Origin of the sequence: Streptomyces sp. NPDC021100 (assembly GCF_044333095.1) — a bacterium.
Taxonomy (GTDB): Bacteria; Actinomycetota; Actinomycetes; order Streptomycetales; family Streptomycetaceae; genus Streptomyces.
The window spans coordinates 436,108-455,879 of sequence record NZ_JBIRQH010000001.1 but is presented as its reverse complement, the minus strand read 5'-3'; the positions used below and the strand labels follow the sequence as shown (position 1 = coordinate 455,879).

12 protein-coding genes are annotated in these 19,772 nt (G+C 73.9%); 7 read left to right on the top strand and 5 right to left on the bottom strand.

Features of this window, described 5'->3' with window-relative positions; all coding sequences use genetic code 11:
- The first annotated feature begins 4 nt into the window (after nucleotides 1-4).
- The 6 genes from ACH4PU_RS02075 to ACH4PU_RS02050 all read left to right on the top strand — a co-directional run bounded on the left by ACH4PU_RS02075 (nucleotide 5) and on the right by ACH4PU_RS02050 (nucleotide 10,357).
- On the top strand, nucleotides 5-3,190 hold the full coding sequence (locus ACH4PU_RS02075; RefSeq protein WP_398264603.1) for an SAV_2336 N-terminal domain-related protein: 3,186 nt from the start codon (nucleotides 5-7) through the stop codon (nucleotides 3,188-3,190).
- Nucleotides 3,191-3,316: 126 nt separating this feature from the next.
- Nucleotides 3,317-3,562 (top strand): hypothetical protein, encoded by a 246-nt coding sequence (locus ACH4PU_RS02070; protein ID WP_398264601.1) that lies wholly within the window; start codon nucleotides 3,317-3,319, stop codon nucleotides 3,560-3,562.
- Entirely contained in the window at nucleotides 3,559-5,067 is a 1,509-nt protein-coding gene (locus ACH4PU_RS02065; protein ID WP_398264599.1) for an aKG-HExxH-type peptide beta-hydroxylase, read from the top strand. Before ACH4PU_RS02070 ends, ACH4PU_RS02065 begins: the two co-directional genes overlap by 4 nt.
- Before the next feature lie 67 nt (nucleotides 5,068-5,134).
- Entirely contained in the window at nucleotides 5,135-8,155 is a 3,021-nt protein-coding gene (fxsT, locus tag ACH4PU_RS02060; protein WP_398264597.1) for an FxSxx-COOH system tetratricopeptide repeat protein, read from the top strand.
- Between the two features lie 221 nt (nucleotides 8,156-8,376).
- On the top strand, nucleotides 8,377-9,138 hold the full coding sequence (locus ACH4PU_RS02055) for an SGNH/GDSL hydrolase family protein (RefSeq protein WP_398264595.1): 762 nt from the start codon (nucleotides 8,377-8,379) through the stop codon (nucleotides 9,136-9,138).
- 1 nt (nucleotide 9,139) lies between these two features.
- Nucleotides 9,140-10,357 carry an acyltransferase family protein gene (locus ACH4PU_RS02050; RefSeq protein WP_398264593.1) on the top strand — a complete coding sequence of 406 codons (1,218 nt, stop codon included), beginning with the start codon at nucleotides 9,140-9,142 and terminating at the stop codon, nucleotides 10,355-10,357.
- A gap of 99 nt (nucleotides 10,358-10,456) precedes the next feature.
- On the opposite strand, the gene ACH4PU_RS02045 is transcribed toward ACH4PU_RS02050, so the two are convergent.
- The 4 genes from ACH4PU_RS02045 to ACH4PU_RS02030 all read right to left on the bottom strand — a co-directional run bounded on the left by ACH4PU_RS02045 (nucleotide 10,457) and on the right by ACH4PU_RS02030 (nucleotide 17,186).
- Nucleotides 10,457-14,257: a multifunctional oxoglutarate decarboxylase/oxoglutarate dehydrogenase thiamine pyrophosphate-binding subunit/dihydrolipoyllysine-residue succinyltransferase subunit gene (locus ACH4PU_RS02045; RefSeq protein ID WP_398264591.1), complete on the bottom strand. Its 3,801-nt coding sequence runs from the start codon at nucleotides 14,255-14,257 to the stop codon at nucleotides 10,457-10,459.
- A gap of 261 nt (nucleotides 14,258-14,518) precedes the next feature.
- The gene (locus tag ACH4PU_RS02040) at nucleotides 14,519-15,607 is read right to left on the bottom strand and encodes a sensor histidine kinase (protein WP_398264589.1); all 1,089 of its coding nucleotides are present in this window, start codon (nucleotides 15,605-15,607) and stop codon (nucleotides 14,519-14,521) included.
- Nucleotides 15,608-15,623: 16 nt separating this feature from the next.
- Nucleotides 15,624-16,361, bottom strand: a complete 738-nt coding sequence (locus ACH4PU_RS02035) for a response regulator transcription factor (RefSeq protein ID WP_398264587.1) — start codon at nucleotides 16,359-16,361, stop codon at nucleotides 15,624-15,626.
- Between the two features lie 90 nt (nucleotides 16,362-16,451).
- Entirely contained in the window at nucleotides 16,452-17,186 is a 735-nt protein-coding gene (locus ACH4PU_RS02030; protein ID WP_398264585.1) for a spermidine synthase, read from the bottom strand.
- Nucleotides 17,187-17,398: 212 nt separating this feature from the next.
- Here ACH4PU_RS02030 and ACH4PU_RS02025 point away from each other — a divergent pair, with 212 nt between their 5' ends.
- Nucleotides 17,399-18,535, top strand: a complete 1,137-nt coding sequence (locus ACH4PU_RS02025; RefSeq protein ID WP_398264583.1) for a rhomboid-like protein — start codon at nucleotides 17,399-17,401, stop codon at nucleotides 18,533-18,535.
- A gap of 263 nt (nucleotides 18,536-18,798) precedes the next feature.
- On the opposite strand, the gene ACH4PU_RS02020 is transcribed toward ACH4PU_RS02025, so the two are convergent.
- Nucleotides 18,799-19,674 (bottom strand): NAD(P)-dependent oxidoreductase, encoded by an 876-nt coding sequence (locus ACH4PU_RS02020; RefSeq protein ID WP_398264581.1) that lies wholly within the window; start codon nucleotides 19,672-19,674, stop codon nucleotides 18,799-18,801.
- Nucleotides 19,675-19,772: the final 98 nt, after the last annotated feature.

The window sequence follows — 19,772 nt, the reverse complement described above, 5'->3', positions numbered from 1 at the left end:
AGCGATGACGGCGCCCCCCGAGCCGTGGCTGGAGGAACTGGTCGGCCGGTTGCGGGCCACCTCCCAGGACGTGACCGCCGAGGAGATAGCCGACGCGGTGTGGCTGGCCGGACGGATGACCCGGGACCCCGGGGCGCCCACCCCGCCCGGGGAGGGCGCCGAGCGGCCGGCGACCGGTGAGACGGACCGTAAGACAGAGGGTGGCACGGCCGGTGCCGGGACCGGCCGGCGGTCCGGGCTCACGGACCGCGCCCGGGTGCCGGAGGCGCCCCGGCTGCCCTCCGCGGGCGGCGGGGAGCCGGCGCCCGAGGGTTCCGTCGGGGTGCGCGTCGACGGCCGCGGGGCGCGCGGGACAGCGGCGGGCGGCCGGGGTACGGGCCCGGCCCGTACCCCCGAGACCGTCGAGCGGACGTTCCCCGTCCGGGTGCCCGCCGCCTCCCTGCCCGGCCTGCTGGGCCTGCAGCGCGCCCTGCGCCCGCTGCGCGGCTACCGGTCGCTCGCGGCGCCCCCGCAAGGGCCGCTGGACGAGGACGCCACCGCCGACCGCGCCGCCCGCACGGGTGTCGTGCACCCCGCCTACCGCCGGGGCGAACGGCAGGCGGCGGCCATGCAGTTGCTGATGGACACCTCCGCCTCCATGGTCGTCTGGGAGCGGATGCTGGATGAAATCGAGCAGACCTGTTCGCAGTTGGGCGTCTTCCGGGACGTCCGGGTGCGCTATCTGCACCGGGCGTCCGACGGTACGCCCCTGATCGCCACCTCGGCGGCCGGCGGCGCCCCCGGCTCGTCCCGGCAACGCCCGCGCCCCGCCGACCAGTTCCTCGACCCTTCCGGCCGTCGGCTCACCCTGGTCATCAGTGACTGCGTGGGCCCTCTGTGGCAGGAGGGGCGCGCCCAGCGGCTGCTGCACCGCTGGTCCGCGACCGCGCCGCTCGCCGTCGTCCAGCCGCTGCCGCCCCGGCTCTGGCCGCGTACCGCGCTGCCCGCCGAGGGCGGGACGCTCACCCGCGACCCCCTGTCGGGCGGCCGGCTGGGCTTCGAACCGGACGCCTTCGGTCCGCCGCCATCGCGGGGCGCGCTGCCCGTGCCCGTCCTGCTGCCCGTCCGCGAGGCGCTGGGCGCCTGGGCCCGGCTGCTGTCCGGCCCCGGGCGGACGACCGTGCACGGCGCGGCCGGCTGGGTGCTCCCGGAGCATCCGGCGTCGGCGCCGCCGCCCCCGGACGAAGTCGAGAACCTCACCGCCGACGCCCGCCTGGCCGCGTTCCGCGCCACGGCCTCGCCCGGCGCCCTGCGTCTGGCGACGCATTTCGCCGCCGTCCCCCTGGCGTTGCCCGTGATGCAGATGGTGCAGCGGGCGATGCTGCCCGACACCGGCGCCATGGAGCTGGCCGAGGTGCTGCTCGGCGGGCTGCTCTGGCGGGTGCCCGCCCCGGCGGGCACGGACGCCGCCACCGGACCCTGGTACGAGTTCGCCGACGGCGTCCGCGAGCTGCTGCTCCAGTCCCTCGGCGTGGACGAGGCCACCCTGGTGCTCAAGCACTGCTCCGACTATGTGGAGCGGCACTTCGGCCGGAGCGCCCGCAACTTCTCCGCCCTCGCCGTCGCCCGGCTGCGCGGCCACCCGCTGCCCGACACCGGAACCGACGACCCCGGATCCTCCGACTCCGCCGATTCTTTCGGCCCCTCCGGCTCCGAACCCGAGCTCTTCGCCCGGGTCCCGGCCCGGGTGGTGCGCTGGTACCGGCCGACGCCCCCGGAGACCGGGCCGGTCGGCGAGGCGGCGGGCCTGCTCCGGCTCTGGCACGACCAGGGCGACTCCGCCCTGCTGCACGAGGCGCGCGGCCTCGTCGCCCCCCTGGCGGCGGCCCCTCTCGCCGGGCTCACCGGCGACGGCCGCGGCGAGGCGATACGGGCCCGGTTCGTGCTCGGCGGCGTCCTGCTGGCGCTGGCCGGCACCGAGGCCGTCCGCGACGATCCCGCCGGCCGCCGCGAACTGCTGGACCGCGCCGTCGCCCTGCTCGCCGAGGCCCACGCGCACACGCCCCCCGGCACCGGGGAGCGCACCGCCGCCGGCACCGACGCGCACACCGCCACCGGCCTAGAACTGGCCGCCGCCCACTGGGCCCGCTGGCGGTCCGGCCTCGACCGCACCGACCTCACGGCCGCCGAGACGGTCCTGCGGGCCCTGCCCGCCCGGACCGACCGCCGGCTGCGTCTGGGCCGGGTCCTGCTGGCCCTCGCCGAGTCCGGCACCGAGTCGAGGATCCCGCGCGCCGCCGAGGCCGCCGTCGAACTCCGCGCGGCCTGCGAGCTGCTGGAGGCCGAAGACGCGCCGGACGGGCGGCGCTGCGCCGCCCTGCTGGACCTGGGCCGGGCCCTGCGGCTGGCCGGCGAGCCCGCCGCCGGCACGCTCGCCGTCCTCGACCGGGCCGCCGAAGCGGCCGCGTCCGCCGCAGACGAACTCCAGTCGCTGTGCGCCCACCTCGAACGCGCCCGGGTGCACACCGACGCGGGCGACGGCCCGCGGGCCGACGAGGCGTACACCGCCGCCGTCGCCCTCACCGGCCGCGACAGCCCGCGCCGCTGCGAGCTGCTCACCGAGTGGGGCGAGTCGCTCCTCGCGCGCGCCGAGGCGGCCGGGCCGGCGGGGGACACCGGGACGATCTCCCGCGCGGAGGCCGTCCTGCGCGAGGCGTACGCCGTGAGCCCCGGGCGCTCGCCGCGCCGCCCGCGCCTCCAACTGCTGCTTGGGCGCGCCCTGGTGCTGCGCTACGGCCGGCTCGGCTTCCTGCCCGACCTCTACGAGAGCTGCCACCTGCTGGAACAGGCCGCCCGCCGGGCCCCGGACGGCGACACCCGCGCGGAGGCGTGGCTGGAGCTGGGCACCGCGCGGCTCGCCCTGCGGGAGCGCTCGCCCGGCCTGCCGCTGACCGACGCGGCCGACGCGTTCGCCGCCGCGGCCGAACAGGCGCGCCGCAGCGCCGGGGACGAGCCCGGCTCCGTCGTCGCCGCCCGTGCCTCGCACCGCTACGGCGAAGCCCTGGAGCGGATGGGGCTGCGCCGGCAGGCGCTGGCCGCGTACCGGGCCGCGGCGGGGGAGTGGCGCGACCTCACCGCCCGGCTGGCGGACGTCCCTTGGGGGGAGGTCGCGGCCACCCGGGAAAGCGTCGCCCGCCTTTCCGGCGGGTGACCGGACGTGGTCCGAACGGGTTTCCGGATTACGGCGCCCGGGAAGAACCGAGCAGCCGCGAGGGGGCCGTCGACCGGACGTCCGGCGAGAGCTGCGGCAATGAACCATGGCAGGGAGGAGCAGAGGGTGCCCAAGCACAGGAACGCCGCCGCGTCGGACCCCGCGGGCGGAGCGGGAGCGGTGCCGCCGCTGCCCGACCTCCGCGGCGTCGGCCTGCGCGGCCTGCGCGGCCTGCGGGATCCCGGCCTGGCCGCCGCCGTCGACAGCACGCTCCGGTGGCCGGCCGAGCTGGACGAGACCTGGTACTCCAGCGGCCACCAGGGGGGCCGCTTACGGGAGCCGGTGGAGGAGGCGGCCGGGGCGGGCGCGTGACGAGCGGAGGAGAGGCCGGGGAGCCGGCGGCGGAGTCGCCGTCCGGACGACGGCCGCACCCCGCGGGGAGTTCGGGGCGCGGGACGGGCGCGCGGGCGCCGGTGTCCGTACGGCCGCGCCCGGACGCGGCGCGGTCCGGCGACTCCCCCCATCCCCCCGCCCCCACCCCCCTGCCGCTCGCCGTCCGCCTCGTGGCGCCGGACGCGCTGGAGCGGCTCGCGCGCACCCGGGCCACGGCCGATGACCTCGCGCTCCTCCAGCACGCCCTGCACAGCAGACGCCTCGTCCTCCTCAAGTCCCTTCTGACGCGCCTGGAACGGGACCCGCGCGCCGTGCCCGCCCCCGCGCGGGAGCGGTTCGAGGCGCACTGGAGCCTGATGGAGCGCGCGGAGGCGCGGCACGCGCCGGCGGTTCGCGACACCCTTGACTACCCCTCCGTCGGCAACTGGCTTGCCCGCGCCCTCGCCGCGCCCCAAGGCGCCTCCCTCGCCGCCGAACTGGAGCACTTCGGGTCCGTCGCCGCCGCCGCGGCGCTCCGCTCCGGGGCCGCCTTCACGGCCGAACTCGCCGCCCCCGGAGGGATCCTGGCCCTCCCCGGCATCGGCCTGCTGGAAGCCGGCGCCCCCGTCGTCCGGCTCACCGCCCGGGCCCGTACCGCCCGCCTCACCGTGCCCGGCGCCGGGCGGCAGTACCGGCCCGGGCGCCCCGGGCCGGTACTGCTGCGCGGCACCCGCCGGGTCACCGGCGCCGGGACGGGCTGGCACGGCCTGCGCAGGCTTCCCGGCGGCGCCGCCGTCCTGGACGACCTCGACCCCTACCGCGCCCCCGCCGCCGGTGTGGGCCGGTCCGCCCTGCCGCCCTCCGGCCGCACCGCGGGCGCCGGCCGGCCCTGGACCCGCCGCTGGCGCGCCGCCCTGGGCCTGCTGCGCGCCACCGACCCGCAGCGGGCCGCCGAGACGACAGCGCTGCTGCGCTGCCTGGTGCCCGTCGCCCGGCCGGCGGACGGCGGGGGCACCGAGGTGAGCGCCACCGTCCGGGCGGCCCCCGGCGCCATACTGGCCACCCTGCCGCGCACCGCCGCCGACCTGGCCGAGGTGCTCGTCCACGAGACCCAGCACACGAAACTGGCCGTTCTGCACGACCTCGTCCCGCTGCACGACGCCGGCCCCGCGGCCGTGCACCGGGTCGCCTGGCGGCCCGACCCGCGCCCGCTCGCCGGCGTGTTCCAGGGCACCTACGCGCACCTGGCCCTCGCCGAGTTCTGGGACCGGGCGGCCCAGGGGACCGCCGTTCCCGACGCGGTGCGCGAGCAGGCGCGGGCCCGGCGCGATTCGTACCGCCGACAGGTCGCGGAAGCGGTGCCCATCCTGCTTGAATCCAGTGAACTGACTCCCGCGGGCCGGGAGTTCGCGACGGGCATGGAACGGCTCCTCCTGAGTCTGGGACGAACCGGGCGCATGGCGTCCGGCATCGCCGGTGCGTCATCATGTGATGACGTACAGTGATGATGCCGCCGCACCGGACCCCGGGCGGCCGCCCGGACCACGCGGTGCGAAGGAACGAGGGACGCGCATGAACACGCAGCGGTATCAGGTCGGCACCGGTGCGCAGGACCGGGTCGGCGAGCACTTCACCATCGTCTTCGCCGGCTTCTACCGGCCCTGGGCGACCTGGATCGGCCACCGGCTGGAAAGCCACGGTCACCGGACGACGCTCCACCGCTGGGACCCGCCCCGCGAGGTCCCCCTGGAGGCCGCGCTGGGCGATCTGCTGCTGGCCAGCGGCCGGATCCTGCTGGTGCTCAGCGACTGGTTCTTCGAGCTCGGCCCGCGCCGCGAGGACGAGTGGAACGAGGCCCTGCGCGGCGTCGTCGCGGACAACGTGGACCGGTTCGCCGCCGTCAACCTCACCAACCGGGCGCTCCTCCCCGCCACCGCCGTCCTGGAGCCGGCCGACCTCTGGGGCGTCGGCGCGCCGGAGGCCGAGCGCCGGCTCCTCGCCCGCCTCCAGCTGCCCGAGGGGCCGCCCCGGCGCCCGCTGCCCCCCGGCCCCGGCACCCGCTACCCCAACGACCCCCCGGCCGTCTGGGGCGACGTCCCCCGCCGCAACCGCCGCTTCACCGGGCGCGACGACCTGCTCAACCAGGTCCAGGAGCAGTTGATGGACGCCGACCGCGGCACCGCCGTCTGCGCCCTGGTCGGCATGTCGGGCATCGGCAAGACGCAGATGGCCGCCGAGTACGCGCACCGGTTCAGCTCCGACTACGACGTCGTCTGGTGGGTCAACTCCGACACCCGCGGCACCCAGCGCGAGCGGTTCGGCGAGCTCGCCCCCGAGCTGCAGCTCGACGTCGGCTCCGAGCCCGGCGAGCGCATCCGCGCTCTGCGCGAGGCGCTGCGCCGCGGCGAGCCCTACAAGAACTGGCTGATCATCTTCGACGGCTGGGACGACACCGACCTCGTCGACGAGATCCTGCCCTGGGGCCAGGGGCACGTCCTGATCACCTCGCGCAACCGCCTCTGGGACCGGTACGGCGCCACCGTCGACGTACCGGGCTTCCAGCGGCACGAGAGCACCGGCTACCTGATGCGCCGCGCCCCCCGGCTCTCCGCCGAGCAGGCGGACGCCGTCGCCTCCGAGCTCGGCGACGTGCCCATCGCCCTGGTCCAGGCCGCCGCCTGGCTCGGCGAGTCGGACATGGAGGTCTCCGACTACCTGCGGATGGTCAGGGACGGCGAGGTGGCCGGCCTGGCCGACCGCGGCGAGTACGACGGCATCCCCACCTCGATGATCACCTCCTGGTCGATACTGATCAACCGGCTCCGCGAAACCCAGCCCCACGCCGTCGAACTCCTCACCCTCTGCACCTCGTTCGGGGCCGGACGGATCCCGATCGGCCTCATCCGCGTCATGCCGCCCGCCCAGCTGCCCGACAGCCTCGGCTGGCTCGTCTCCGACCTGGCCGGCTGGACGCGGGCGCTGGACACCCTCGTCAACTACTCGGTGTTCACCCGCGAGTCGCGCGACCTGCGCACCACCCAGGCGCACGACCCCGGTCCCGAGCAGGAGTCGGTGCACATGCACCGGCTGGTCCACGACATCGTCGCCCGGCTCACCTCGCCCGAGGAACGGCAGCTGCACCGCCGCATCGTCCGCCGCATGATCGCCGCCGCCGACCCGGGCAACCCCCAGGACAGCCGGCTCTGGCCGCGCTACGCCGAGCTCCTGCCGCACCTGGAGCCCTCCGGCGCGCTCGGCAGCCACGACTACCGGGTCCAGGAGACCGTCCTCAACCTGCTGCGCTACTGCATGCACAGCGGCGAGTTCCGCACCGGTGTCGAGCTGGCGGAGCAGATCCGCGCCCAGTGGTCCGAGATGTTCCCGCCCGAGCACCCCCGGATGGTCGAACTCACCACTCAGCAGGGCAACATCCTGCGCGCCCACGGCCTCTTCCGGGCCGCCTACGAGCTCGACCGGGAGTCCCTGGAACGGCTGCGCGCCCTCCCGGACACCGACGCCGGCAGCCTGATGACGGCCACCAGCTGCCTCGCCGCCGACCAGCGCTTCCTCGGCCAGTACACCGAGGCCCTCCAGATGCAGCGCGAAGTCCTCAACACGGCCCTCGAACTGCTCGGCCCCGAGGACTACACGACCCTCCTCGCCCAGCACAACCTCGGCGTCGGCCTCCGCCTGCTCGGCCGCTACTCCGAGGCGTACGACATCGACCTGGAGACCCTGCGCGCCCGCGAGAACCAGCTCCGCGCCCGCCACGCCGCCACCCTGGTCTCCGGCATCGCCTGCGCCCGCGACCTGCGCCTGATGGGCCGCTACGGCGACGCCCTGGCCCGCCAGGAGCTCGGCATGCGGCTCCACATCCAGGTCCTCGGCGCCAACCACCCGCAGACCCTGCGCGCCCGCCACAACCTGCTGCTCTGCCAGCGCCGCGCCGGCTCCCCGCAGGACCTCACCGGTGCCATGGCCGGCCTCCTCGAACAGATGGAACAGGTCCACGGCCGCCGGCACTACGCCACGATGGGCCTCGTCGTGGACTTCGGCAACTACGCCCGGGAGCACGGCGATCTCCGCCAGGCCCGCGAGCTCATCGAGGAGGGCGAGAGCGGCTTCCGCACCCTCCTCGGCCCCGCCCACCCCATCAGCACCGGCATGCTCTCCAACACCGGCCTTGTCCTCCAGGCCGCCGGCGAACGGGCCGAGGCCCTCACCATGTTCGAGTCCGCCTACGCCGGCCTGGCCGCCTCCCTCGGCCCCGACCACCCCTGGGTCCTCGGCTGCGCCCTCAACGCCGCCGCCGGCCGCAACTTCACCGGCCGCCTGGAGAGCGCCACCGACCTCAGCCGCGACACCCTCCGCCGCGCCCGCACCGCCCTCGGCCAGGACCACCCCTTCACCCTCTCCTGCGAAGTCGCCCTGGCGGCGGACCTGCGGGCGCTGAGGGAGCACGAGGAAGCGGAAAAGGTGGAGGAGGACGCCCTCCAGCGCCTCGCCCGCACTCTGGGCGCCCAGCACCCGCACGCCCTCTCGGCCCGCCAGCGCTCCCGGCCGTACTGGGACTTCGAGCCGTACCTGGGATAGCGGCGCTCGGGGAGGCGACCAAGTAGGCCACGAACCCAGCCCGTTCGACCCACGCCGCGAACGCTCGCGGCGGCAACTCACAAGTCCATGGTGAGAGGACGCACCTCTCGGACGTGAGTCGGTCAAGGAGCGGCGCATTGGGTACGGAACGTCAGTTGGTGCGCGAGGGGTCGGGGACATCCCGTGCGACCGGGCGAGCAGCCGCCCGGAAGAGTGTCATCGTGCTCGCCGCGGTACTCCTGGCGGGTACGGGGGCCGTCTACGCCACCCAAGGCGACCCGGGTGACCGCGACGCGCACTGGAAGGTGCCCCGCCTCGCGGTCATGCCGCTGGGCGACTCGATCACCCATGGCAACGTCGGCAGTTCGACCGACTCCGGCTACCGGGCCGAACTGTGGGACCGGCTCTCCGGGCATGCCGGGACACTGCATTTCGTGGGCTCGGAGCGGAGCGGCCGGGTGCCCGACCCCGACCACGAGGGCCATCCCGGGTGGACGACGGAGGGCCTGCTGTCCCACATCGGCACCTGGCTGCCCGCGGCCGCGCCCAACGTCGTCCTCCTGCACATCGGGACCAATGACCTGAACGAGAACCGCCAGGTGGACGCGGCTCCCCGCCGGCTGGGTGCGCTCATCGACAAGATCACCACGGCCGCACCCGGGATGACGGTGCTGGTGAGCTCCCTCGTCCCGGCCGCCGACCCGGTGGTCCGGCGACGTGTGGAGGCATTCAACGCGGCGGTGCCGGATGTGGTGGCGGAACGGCGTGCCAAGGGCTTTCACGTGGGTTATGTGGACATGGGCGAGGTGACGACGGGAGATCTCGCCAACGCCCTCCACCCCAAGGACAGCGGGTACACCAAGATGTCGGCGGCGTTCTACCGGGCGATCGCCCGCGCCGCCGCCGACGGGTGGATCCGGGAGCGGGTGGACGTCACACCGCCCCCGGCGCGCGCGTCCCGCGACGACCGCCGGGAGCGCTGACATGAGCTCTCCGGTGCCCGGCACGCCGGGTGACGGGCTGGCGGGCGACGGCCGGCGCGCGAAGGCGCCCAGGCTGTACGCCCTGGACGGACTGCGGCTGATCGCGGCCCTGATGGTGGCCGCCTTCCACCTCATGGCCTACAACGGCCCGGGCTGGACCTACCCGGTGCAGATCGTCTTCCCCGACGCCCACGCCGTCGCGTACTACGGATGGACGGGGGTCCAGCTCTTCTTCCTCATCAGCGGTTTCGTCATCTGCATGAGCTGCTGGGGGAAGAGCGTGGGGGAATTCGCCGTGTCCCGGGTGACGCGCCTCTATCCCGCGTACTGGTTCGCCGTACTCGCCGCCGCGTCGGCCCTGTGGCTTTTCCCCGGTGTGCGGGACGCTCCCACGCTCAGTGGCCTGGCGGTCAATCTGACCATGTTCCAGGACCCGTTGGGAGTGGACCGGGTGGACAGCGTCTACTGGTCCCTGTGGGCCGAGATGCGGTTCTACCTGCTGTTCGCGCTCGTCGCCTGGCGAGGGCTGACGTACCGGCGCCTCGTCGTCTTCTGCCTGGGGTGGGCCACCGCCGGAATGCTCGCCACCAAAATCGACAACGGCCTTTTCCGGGCCCTCGTCATGCCGGAACACTGCTGGTACTTCATCGCCGGAATCGCCCTTTACCTGATCCACCGGTTCAAGCCGAACGTGCTGCTGTGGGGGATCGTCGCGGGCTGTTTCCTGCTCGGCCAGCATTTCCTGATCGCCGCCCACGCCTCGAACCAGCGCTACTCCGCGGTGAAAATGCCCCTCTGGCCCGCCGCGCTCCTGGTCGCGGCCGCCTTCGTCGCGATGGCCGCGGTGGCGGTCGGAATGACCGACCGGATCACCTGGCGCCGGCTGCCCCTCATCGGCGCTCTGACGTACCCCTTCTACCTGCTCCACGAGGACATCGGGTGGATCTTCATCCGGCACATGGAACACCGCATGCACCCTTATGCCGTGCTGGCGGTCCTGTTCTCGGCGGTCCTCGCCGCCTCCTGGCTGGTGCACCGCTGGATCGAACGTCCTCTGGGGCGCCGGCTGCGGCGGGCCCTGCATACCGGACTCGAGGAAATGCGTTTCTACAGCCGGGCCATTCCGTCCCTGGAATCCCTCGACCGTCTCGAAAAGCGACCCCCCGGCGATCCCGTCCGGGGATCCGGGGGCACGTCCCCTTCCCGCGGAGGCGGCTAGGCCCGGCGCGGACGGCCCGGCGAACGAACGGGCCGGGGCCCGTACCGCTCCTGGAAGCGGTACGGGCCCCGGCCCGTGTGCGGCGGAAGGATCCGCGGATCAGCTGTCGAACACCTCGGCGACCAGGGCCGCCTGCTCCGCCTGGTGGCGCTTGGCCGAGCCGACCGCCGGGGAGGAGGAGTGCGGGCGGGAGACGCGGCGCAGGCGCTCGCGGGCCGGGATGTCGGCGCCGACCGCCAGGTCGAGGTGGTCGATCAGGTTCAGCGCGATGAACGGCCACGCGCCCTGGTTCGCCGGCTCCTCCTGGGCCCAGATGTACTTCTCGGCGTTGGGGAACTTGGCGATCTCCGCCTGGAGCTCGGCACCCGGCAGCGGGTACAGGCGCTCGATGCGGATGAGGGCGGTGTCCGTGGCGCCGCGCTTCTGCCGCTCGGCCTCCAGGTCGTAGTAGACCTTGCCGGAGCAGAAGACGACCTTGCGGACGTCGGCCGCGTTCACCGTGGCGTCGCCGATCACCGGGCGGAAGCCGCCGGTGGTGAACTCCTCCGCCTTGGACGCCGCGGCCTTCAGGCGCAGCATCGACTTCGGGGTGAAGACGATGAGCGGCTTGTGGTGCGGGTTGTGGACCTGCCAGCGCAGGAGGTGGAAGTAGTTCGACGGCAGCGTCGGCATGGCGACCGTCATGTTGTTCTGGGCGCAGAGCTGGAGGTAGCGCTCGATGCGGGCCGAGGAGTGGTCCGGGCCCTGGCCCTCGTAGCCGTGCGGGAGGAGCAGGGTGACGCCGGACGTCTGGCCCCACTTCTGCTCGCTCGACGAGATGAACTCGTCCACGATGTTCTGCGCGCCGTTGGCGAAGTCGCCGAACTGCGCCTCCCACAGGACGAGCGCGTCCGGGCGGGCCAGCGAGTAGCCGTACTCGAAGCCCATCGCCGCGTACTCGCTGAGCAGCGAGTCGTAGACGTTGAAGCGCGCCTGGTCCTCGGAGAGGTAGAGCAGCGGGGTGTAGTCCTCGCCGGTCTCGCGGTCGACGAGCACCGCGTGGCGCTGGCCGAAGGTGCCGCGGCGGGAGTCCTGGCCGGAGAGGCGGACCGGGGTGCCCTCCATCAGGAGGGAACCGAAGGCGAGGGTCTCGCCCATGGCCCAGTCGATCGTGCCGTCCTCGACGCTGGCCGCGCGGCGCTGCAGCTGCGGCAGCAGACGCGGGTGGACGGTGACGTTCTCCGGCAGGTTGACCTGGGACTCGGCGATCCGCTTGACGACCTCCTGGGAGATCGCGGTGTTCACCGGGACCGGGAACTCGGCCTGCGGGGCCGGGACCTCGGCCGAGGCGGGCGCCGCGGTGGCCTCGCGGACCTCGGTGAAGACCTTCTCCAGCTGGCCCTGGTAGTCCTGCAGGGCCTGCTCGGCCTCCTCCAGGGTGATGTCGCCCCGGCCGATCAGCGACTCGGTGTACAGCTTGCGCACCGAGCGCTTCTTGTCGATCAGGTCGTACATCAGCGGCTGGGTGAACGAGGGGTTGTCGGCCTCGTTGTGGCCCCGGCGCCGGTAGCAGATCAGGTCGATGACGACGTCCTTGTTGAACGCCTGGCGGAACTCGAAGGCGAGCCGCGCGACGCGGACCACGGCCTCCGGGTCGTCACCGTTCACGTGGAAGATCGGCGCCTCGATCATCCGGGCGACGTCGGTGCAGTACATCGACGAGCGCGAGGACTCCGGCGGCGCGGTGAAGCCGACCTGGTTGTTGATCACGATGTGCACGGTGCCGCCGGTGCGGTAGCCGCGCAGCTGCGACATGTTGAGGGTCTCGGCCACGACGCCCTGGCCCGCGAAGGCCGCGTCGCCGTGCAGCTGGACCGGCAGGACGGTGAAGTCCGTGCCCGCCTTGCCGATGATGTCCTGCTTGGCGCGGGAGATGCCCTCGACGACCGGGTCGACCGTCTCCAGGTGGGACGGGTTGGCGGCCAGCGAGACCTTGATCTGCTCGCCGTCCAGGCCGGTGAAGGTGCCCTCGGCGCCCAGGTGGTACTTGACGTCGCCGGAGCCGTGCATCGACTTCGGGTCGAGGTTGCCCTCGAACTCCCGGAAGATCTGCGCGTAGGACTTGCCGACGATGTTGGCCAGCACGTTGAGCCGGCCGCGGTGGGCCATGCCGATGACGGCCTCGTCGAGACGGGCCTCGGCGGCCGCGTCCAGCACCGCGTCCAGCAGCGGGATGACGGACTCGCCGCCCTCCAGCGAGAAGCGCTTCTGGCCGACGTACTTGGTCTGCAGGAACGTCTCGAACGCCTCGGCCGCGTTCAGGCGGCGGAGGATCCGCAGCTGCTCCTCGCGCTCCGGCTTGGAGTGGCCGCGCTCGACCCGGTCCTGGATCCACTTGCGCTGCTTGGGGTCCTGGATGTGCATGAACTCGATGCCGGTGGTGCGGCAGTACGAGTCGCGCAGCACGCCCAGGATGTCGCGCAGCTTCATCATCGACTTGCCGGCGAAACCGCCGACCGCGAAGTCGCGCTCCAGGTCCCACAGGGTGAGGCCGTGCTCGGTGATGTCCAGGTCGGGGTGCTTGCGCTGGCGGTACTCCAGCGGGTCGGTGTCGGCCATGACGTGGCCGCGCACCCGGTACGCGTGGATCAGCTCGAAGACGCGGGCGGCCTTGGTGACGTCGTCGTCGTGCGAGGCGTCGATGTCCTTGAGCCAGCGGACCGGCTCGTAGGGGATCCGCAGCGCCTCGAAGACGTCGTCGTAGAAACCGTTCTCGCCCAGCAGCAGCTGGTTCATGATCCGCAGGAACTCGCCCGACGCGGCGCCCTGGATGACGCGGTGGTCGTAGGTCGAGGTCAGGGTCATGACCTTCGAGATGCCCATCTTGTTCAGGGCGTCCTGCGAGGTGCCCTGGAACTCGGCGGGGTAGTCCATCGCGCCCACGCCGAGGATGAGGCCCTGGCCGGGCATCAGGCGCGGCACGGAGTGCACGGTGCCGATGCCGCCGGGGTTGGTCAGCGACGCGGTGACGCCGGTGAAGTCCTCCATCGTCAGCTTGCCGACGCGGGCGCGGCGGACGATGTCCTCGTAGGCCTGCCAGAACTCGAAGAAGTTCAGGGTCTCGGCCTTCTTGATGGCCGCCACCACGAGCTGGCGGTCGCCGTTCGGCTTCACCAGGTCGATCGCCAGGCCCAGGTTGACGTGCTCGGGCTTGACGAGGGTGGGCTTGCCGTCCTTCTCCGTGAAGGAGTAGTTCATCGACGGCATCAGCTTCAGCGCCTGCACCATGGCGTAGCCGATGAGGTGCGTGAAGGAGACCTTGCCACCCCGGGCGCGCTTGAGGTGGTTGTTGATGACGATGCGCTGGTCGAACAGCAGCTTCACCGGGACGGCGCGGACGGACGTGGCCGTCGGCAGCTCCAGGGAGGCGTTCATGTTCTTGGCGACCGCGGCGGCGGGGCCGCGCAGCGTCACGTACTCCGGGCCGGCCGGGGCCTCGGTCGCCGGCGCGGCGGCGGGCTTGGCCGCGGGCTTCGCGGCGGCCGGCTTCGCGGCGGCGGCCGGAGCGGCCTGAGCCGGGGCGGCCTGGGCCGGAGCGGCGGGCGCGGCGGCGGCCGGAGTGGCCTGGGCCGGGGCTGCCTGCGCGGGGGCCGCGGGTGGCTGCGGAGGAGCGGCCGGGGCGGCGGGAGCCGTACCCCCGGTCACCCCCTGCTGCGTGGCCGGCGCATTGGCGTCCTTGCCCGGCTTGTAGTCGGCGAAGAAGTCCCACCAGGCTCGGTCGACCGAGTTCGGGTCCTGGAGGTACTGCTGGTAGATCTCGTCGACGAGCCACTCATTGGGACCGAACACATCAGCAGGACTCTTGCCCTGCCCGTCTTGGTCGGTCGAAGTGCTCGAGGTGTTCGGGGACTGTGGCGACACGGCGGCAACCGCCCTCTTCCGCTTCCTAAGGTGGTGGACAGCGGGAATAAAGGCTACGCCTGTCCGCTGCCCTGATGCAGGCCACCGGGGCCAGTCGTCGCGCAAGTCACACTCGCTCCCGTGTTTCAGGGCATGACTTGGCGGGAAACACCCGAGGTTTCGGACTCCCCGGCTGCTTCCGACCCCTCCGTGGGTACGCGGAATGGTGCCCCACATCCGGATGAACGTGTGCTTCCGTCTTCGACCCTACGTCAACTCGGATCACGAGGCTCGTCCTGGAAGAGTGACCCGGATGCGGCAGCCCCGGGGGGATTCGGCCACGCCGATGCTGCCGCCGTGCAGGTCGACCGCCCAGCGGGCGATGGCGAGCCCCAGCCCCGTCCCCCCGTCGCTGCCCGGTCCGTGCTGCCCGGAGCCGCCCCGGTTGAACCGCTCGAAGACCCGGTGCCGCTCGGCCGGCGGGATGCCCGGGCCCTCGTCCAGCACCTCCAGGTCCAGCGACTGCGGCCCCTCGCCGCGCCGCGCCCGGACCGTCACCCGGCCGTGCGGGGGGCTGTGCCGGACGGCGTTCTCCACCAGGTTGGCGACCACCTGGTGCAGCCGCTCCGCGTCCGCGTGGGCGGTCAGGTCGGGCGGCGAGACGTCCAGGTGCAGGTGGACGTCCTTGCGCGCGGCCCGGGGCGCGGAGCCGGTGCCGCAGGCGATGCTGGTCTCCTTCAGCACCTGCGCCAGGTACGGCCAGACCTCGAAGCCGCGGGCGTGCAGCGGTACGACACCGTTGTCGAGCCGGGACAGGTCGAGTAACTGCTCCACCAGCCGCCCCAGCCGTTCGGTCTGCTGGAGGGCGGCCCGCATGGTCTCCGGATCGGCGGCCGAGACGCCGTCCACCACGTTCTCCAGCACCGCCCGCAGCCCGGCGATCGGCGTCCGCAGCTCGTGCGAGACGTTGGCGACCAGCTCCTTGCGGTGGGTGTCCACCGCCTCCAGGTCGGCCGCCATCCGGTTGAAGGCGTGCGCCAGGTCGCCGAACTCGTCCCGCCGCCCGTCCCGCACCCGCCGGGTGTAGTCACCGTGCGCCATCGCCCGGGTGACCTCGGTCATCTCGTCCAGCGGCGCGGTCAGGCCGTGCGCCACGAACTGGGTGATCAGCAGCGAGGCGATGATCGAGAAGACGGTGATCACCCGCAGCCCGGTCGCCGACCGGAACGCGACGAACACCAGGAACGTCGTGATCACCACGGAACCGACCACCAGCCACCCGAGCGCGGCCTTGACCGACCGGTAGGGATCCAGCGGGCGCAGCGCCTCCCAGACGCGGCTCAGCAGGCCCGGCCGCGGACAGCCGGTCATCTCGCGTCCGTTCCCCTCACGCGGCCGGTGTCTCCAGGGCGTACCCGACCCCGTGCACCGTCCGGATCCGCTCCGCGCCGATCTTGCGCCGCAACGCCTTGATGTGGCTGTCGACGGTCCGGGTGCCGGAGGCGTCCGCCCAGTCCCACACCTCGGCCAGCAGCTGCTCCCGGGAGAGGACGGCACGCGGGGTGTTCGCCAGGCAGACCAGCAGGTCGAACTCGGTCGGCGTCAGGTGCACGTCCCCGCCGCGCACCCGCACCCGGCGCTGCGCGTGGTCGATCTCCAGCTCGCCCAGCCGCAGGATCCCGCTCCGCGGGGTGTGCGCGGCCAGCGTCGCCCGCTCCACCCGGCGCAGCAGCACGTGCACCCGCGCCGCCAGCTCGCGCATGGAGAACGGCTTGGTCATGTAGTCGTCCGCGCCGACGCCCAGGCCGACCAGCATGTCGGTCTCGTCGTCGCGCGCGGTGAGCATCAGCACCGGCACCGGGCGGCGGGCCTGGACCCGCCGGCACACCTCCAGGCCGTCGTAGCCCGGCAGCATCACGTCCAGCACCAGCAGGTCCGGTTGCCACGCCTCGGTGGTGTCCACCGCCGCGGGCCCGTCGCCCGCGGTCCGCACCTGGAACCCCTCGGCCCGCAGCCGTGCCGCGATGGCGTCGGCGATGGTCCGGTCGTCCTCGACGATCAGTACCCGCCGCTGCGCCCCGGCGGAGGCTGCGGCGCCGCTCGGGCCCGTGTGTGTCTGCTCCATGTGCCCCGCCCCTAGCCGTCGTCCCCAGCGTCTTCCGGTGCCGGTCCTCCCACTGTGGCAAGCAGGGTACGGGCAGGTGACGGGGGACGGCTACGCGGCGAGGACGGCGAGGTGGACGACGTCGGGGACGCCTCGGGCAACGATGATCTCTTCGGTGGTTACCCCGGCGAACCCGGCATTCCGGAGGGCTTCCTCGAACCGCTCGGACGGCTGTGCGGACCACACGGCGAGCACTCCGCCGGGACGGAGCCGGGCGCGGCAGGCGGCGAGGCCGGTGGGGGAGTAGAGGCCCTTGTTGTCCTCGGTGACGGTCCAGTCGGGGCCGTTGTCGATGTCGAGGCAGATCGCGTCGTAGGCGGGGGCGTCCGGGGAGGTGGCGGAGGCCGGGGCCGGGGCGTCCAGGTGCGCGAGGAGGTCCGCCTCGACGATCCGTACGCGCGGATCGGCCAGTGCCGCGCCGGACACGGCGGACAGCGGGCCCGCGCGGTGCCAGTCGATCACCGCCCGCTCGCGTTCCACCACCGTGATCCGCCCCCAGCGCGGCTCCGCAGCCGCGTGCGCCAGCGAGAAGCCCACGCCCAGCCCGCCGATCAGCACCGCGGGCTCCGCCCGCCCGGCCGGCAGCGCCCTCAGCGCGGCGTCCACCAGCAGCCGCTCGGAGCGGCCGTCCGAGGTGTCCATCAGGAAGCAGCCGTTCGCGATGATCTCGTACACCGGCCGGGCCCCCTCCGCCGGACCGCGCCGCCGCAGGGCGACCTCGCCGTAGGGACCGTCGCGGCGGTCGAGGGTGGTCACGGGATCGTTCGGGACATACGGGACGGGCACGGGAGACCTCCGGAGACCGTTGATGTTCGACGGACGCATCCGAAGGTTAAGAGGTTGACAGGCGTGGCCTGGTTCACGGACCGAAGACGGGTCCGGCGGACGCCCGGGCCCGTACTGTTCGTACTGCGGCCCGCCGCCGGGCGGGCCGTCCGGAGCGTCCCGGGAAGGTCCGGGCACGCCCCGGGCACGTCGACGGAAGGGAGCCCGGCCGAGTGACCGCCGCTGATCCCGCCGAGGCGGGCGCCCCCGCGCCGGCCGACGGCACCGCCGCCGGACGGCGGCCGGCGCGCCCGCTCAGAACCCGGTTCCACGGGCTGCGGCAGCTGGTCCCCACACCTCGGGCCACGCCCTTCACCTTCTGGTACGGCCTCGTCCTGCTCGCCACCGCGGTCTACGCCGAGCTCGGCGACGAGTCCACCGTCAACCAGCTGCTCCGCGACTCCAGCACCGACGCGGCCCATCTGGCCGACCGGCCGCTGGTCGTCCTGTTCGCCAGCGCCCTGTGGGTCGCCGGCGGGCTCTGGTCCTTCTTCGGCTGGGCGTTCGCCCCGGTCCTCGGCGCCCTGGAGCGGCGGGTGGGCGGGCTGCGCACGGCCGGTGTCTTCCTGCTCGGCCACGTCCTGGCGACCCTGGCCACCGAGCTGCCGGTGGCCGGCGCGGTCGCCGCGGGCCGGCTGCCGGCCGACTCGCTGCACCGGCTCGACTACGGCATCAGCTTCGGCCTGATGGCCTGTCTCGGCGCGCTGGCGAGCCTCCAGCGCCCGCCCTGGAAGTGGGGGCTGCTGGGCGCCGCCTCCCTGATGTGCGCCCAGGACCTGGTGGAGCTGGCGGACCCGCTGGCCAGTTGGGGGCATCCGATCGCCCTGCTGGCCGGTGTCGCCTGTGAGCTGCTGCTGCGCGGTGACGTCCGGGACACGGCGCCGGCCGCGCGGGCTCCCCTCCGGCCCGCGCCGGCCGTCGCCGCCGCCCCGGACGCCACTGCCCCAGCGGACGCCACCGCCTCAGCGGACGGTGCCGTCCCAGCTCCACTCGGCGAGGTGCCCCTCCCCGGGCCGCGCGATCCGTCCGGTGGCGCGGAGCAGGGCCAGGCCGGGCCGGTCCTCGTGCGGGACGCCGGGGAACAGCCGGGCGAGGGCGGGGCCGGCCAGGTCGTCCGGCGGGGTCCAGTCGACGCCCAGGCCGGTGGCGATGTCATGGGTGTGGACGACGGCCTCCACCACGCCCATGGCGGCGAAGCCGGGCCCGTCGGAGTGGCCCCAGGGGTGCCAGGCCCGGTCCTCGGGCGCGGCGGCGCGGACGGCGGCGGCGAGGAACGACGCCGCGACGCGGATGCCCTCCAGGCGGGCTGAGACCGGGGCCTTCGGGTCGAGCGAGGCGAACAGGGTGATGTACCGGTCCCGCGGCTTGGCGGTGAGCAGTGCCGCGTACCCGGTGATGCCGAACGCCAGGTGGTCGAGCGTCGCGTGGCAGGACCACTCCAGCCGGCCGGCCGGCCGCGACCAGGCCGTGGCCGGAGCCAGGCCGTCGAGGAAGGCGGTGGTCCGCTCGGCGGTCTCGGTGACCAGGGTGGCCCAGTCGAGGGCGAGGGCGGTGCCCGGCGTCGTCAGAGGGCTCACGCGCGTCCCTCCGCCCGGACGAACTCCACCAGCCGGCCCCAGCTGTCGCCGCCGTGCCCGGCGTCGATGCCCCGCTTGACCAGGCCCTGGAGCAGCTCGGGCAGACCGGAGGCCACCCCGCGCGCCTCGCTGGCGTGCACGAGGTGCTCGATGGCCGCGAGGTGCACGCCGAGCGTGGCGTCGTCGCCCGGGTAGCTGCGGGCGTCGGCCTGCGGGGCGTACGTGTTCATGAAGAACTCGACGGCCCGCATCCAGCGGCCGGCGACCGCGGTGAAGGCGGCGGCCTTGCCCTCGCCGTCCGTCCCGACGAGCGCCACGCCGTGCGCCCAGCCGGTGAGCGTGGACCACATCAGGCCGAGCAGCGCGGTGTCGTAGAGGGAGGCCAGGGTGACGTCGGTGCCCAGGTCCACCGGGTCGCCGAGGGCGGCGAGCGTCGCGCGGTGCTCGTCGAGGGCCCCCGGGGAGCCGCTGTAGAGGAACATGAAGTCGGGGTTGCCGACGCCGGGCGGCGTCGTCATGATCGCGCCGTCGAGATAGCGGAAGCCGTGCTTCTCGGCCCAGCGGGCCGCCTCGGCGGCCTGCTCCGGGGCGCCGGAGGTGAGGTTGACGACGGTCCGCCCGGCCAGGTCGCCGACCAGCGGGTCCAGGACCTCGTGGACGGTGTCGTAGGTGGCCAGGCAGACGACCACCAGCGGGCTCGCCGCCACGGCCGCGGCGGCGTCCGGGGCCTCGGCGGCACCCTTCTCCACCAGGGCGGCGGCCTTGCCCGCGGTGCGGTTCCAGACGGTCGTGCGGTGGCCGGCCGCCAGGAACGCACCGGCCAGCGCGGTGCCCATCGAACCCAGGCCGAGGACGGTCACCTTCGTGCTCATGGAAAAGTCACCCATTTCGTGGGGAAGTACCGGGACTTGAGAGGACGCGCTCTCGTGTGACCCCTACGTTTCCACCGCCCGCACGGCCCCGACAGTGG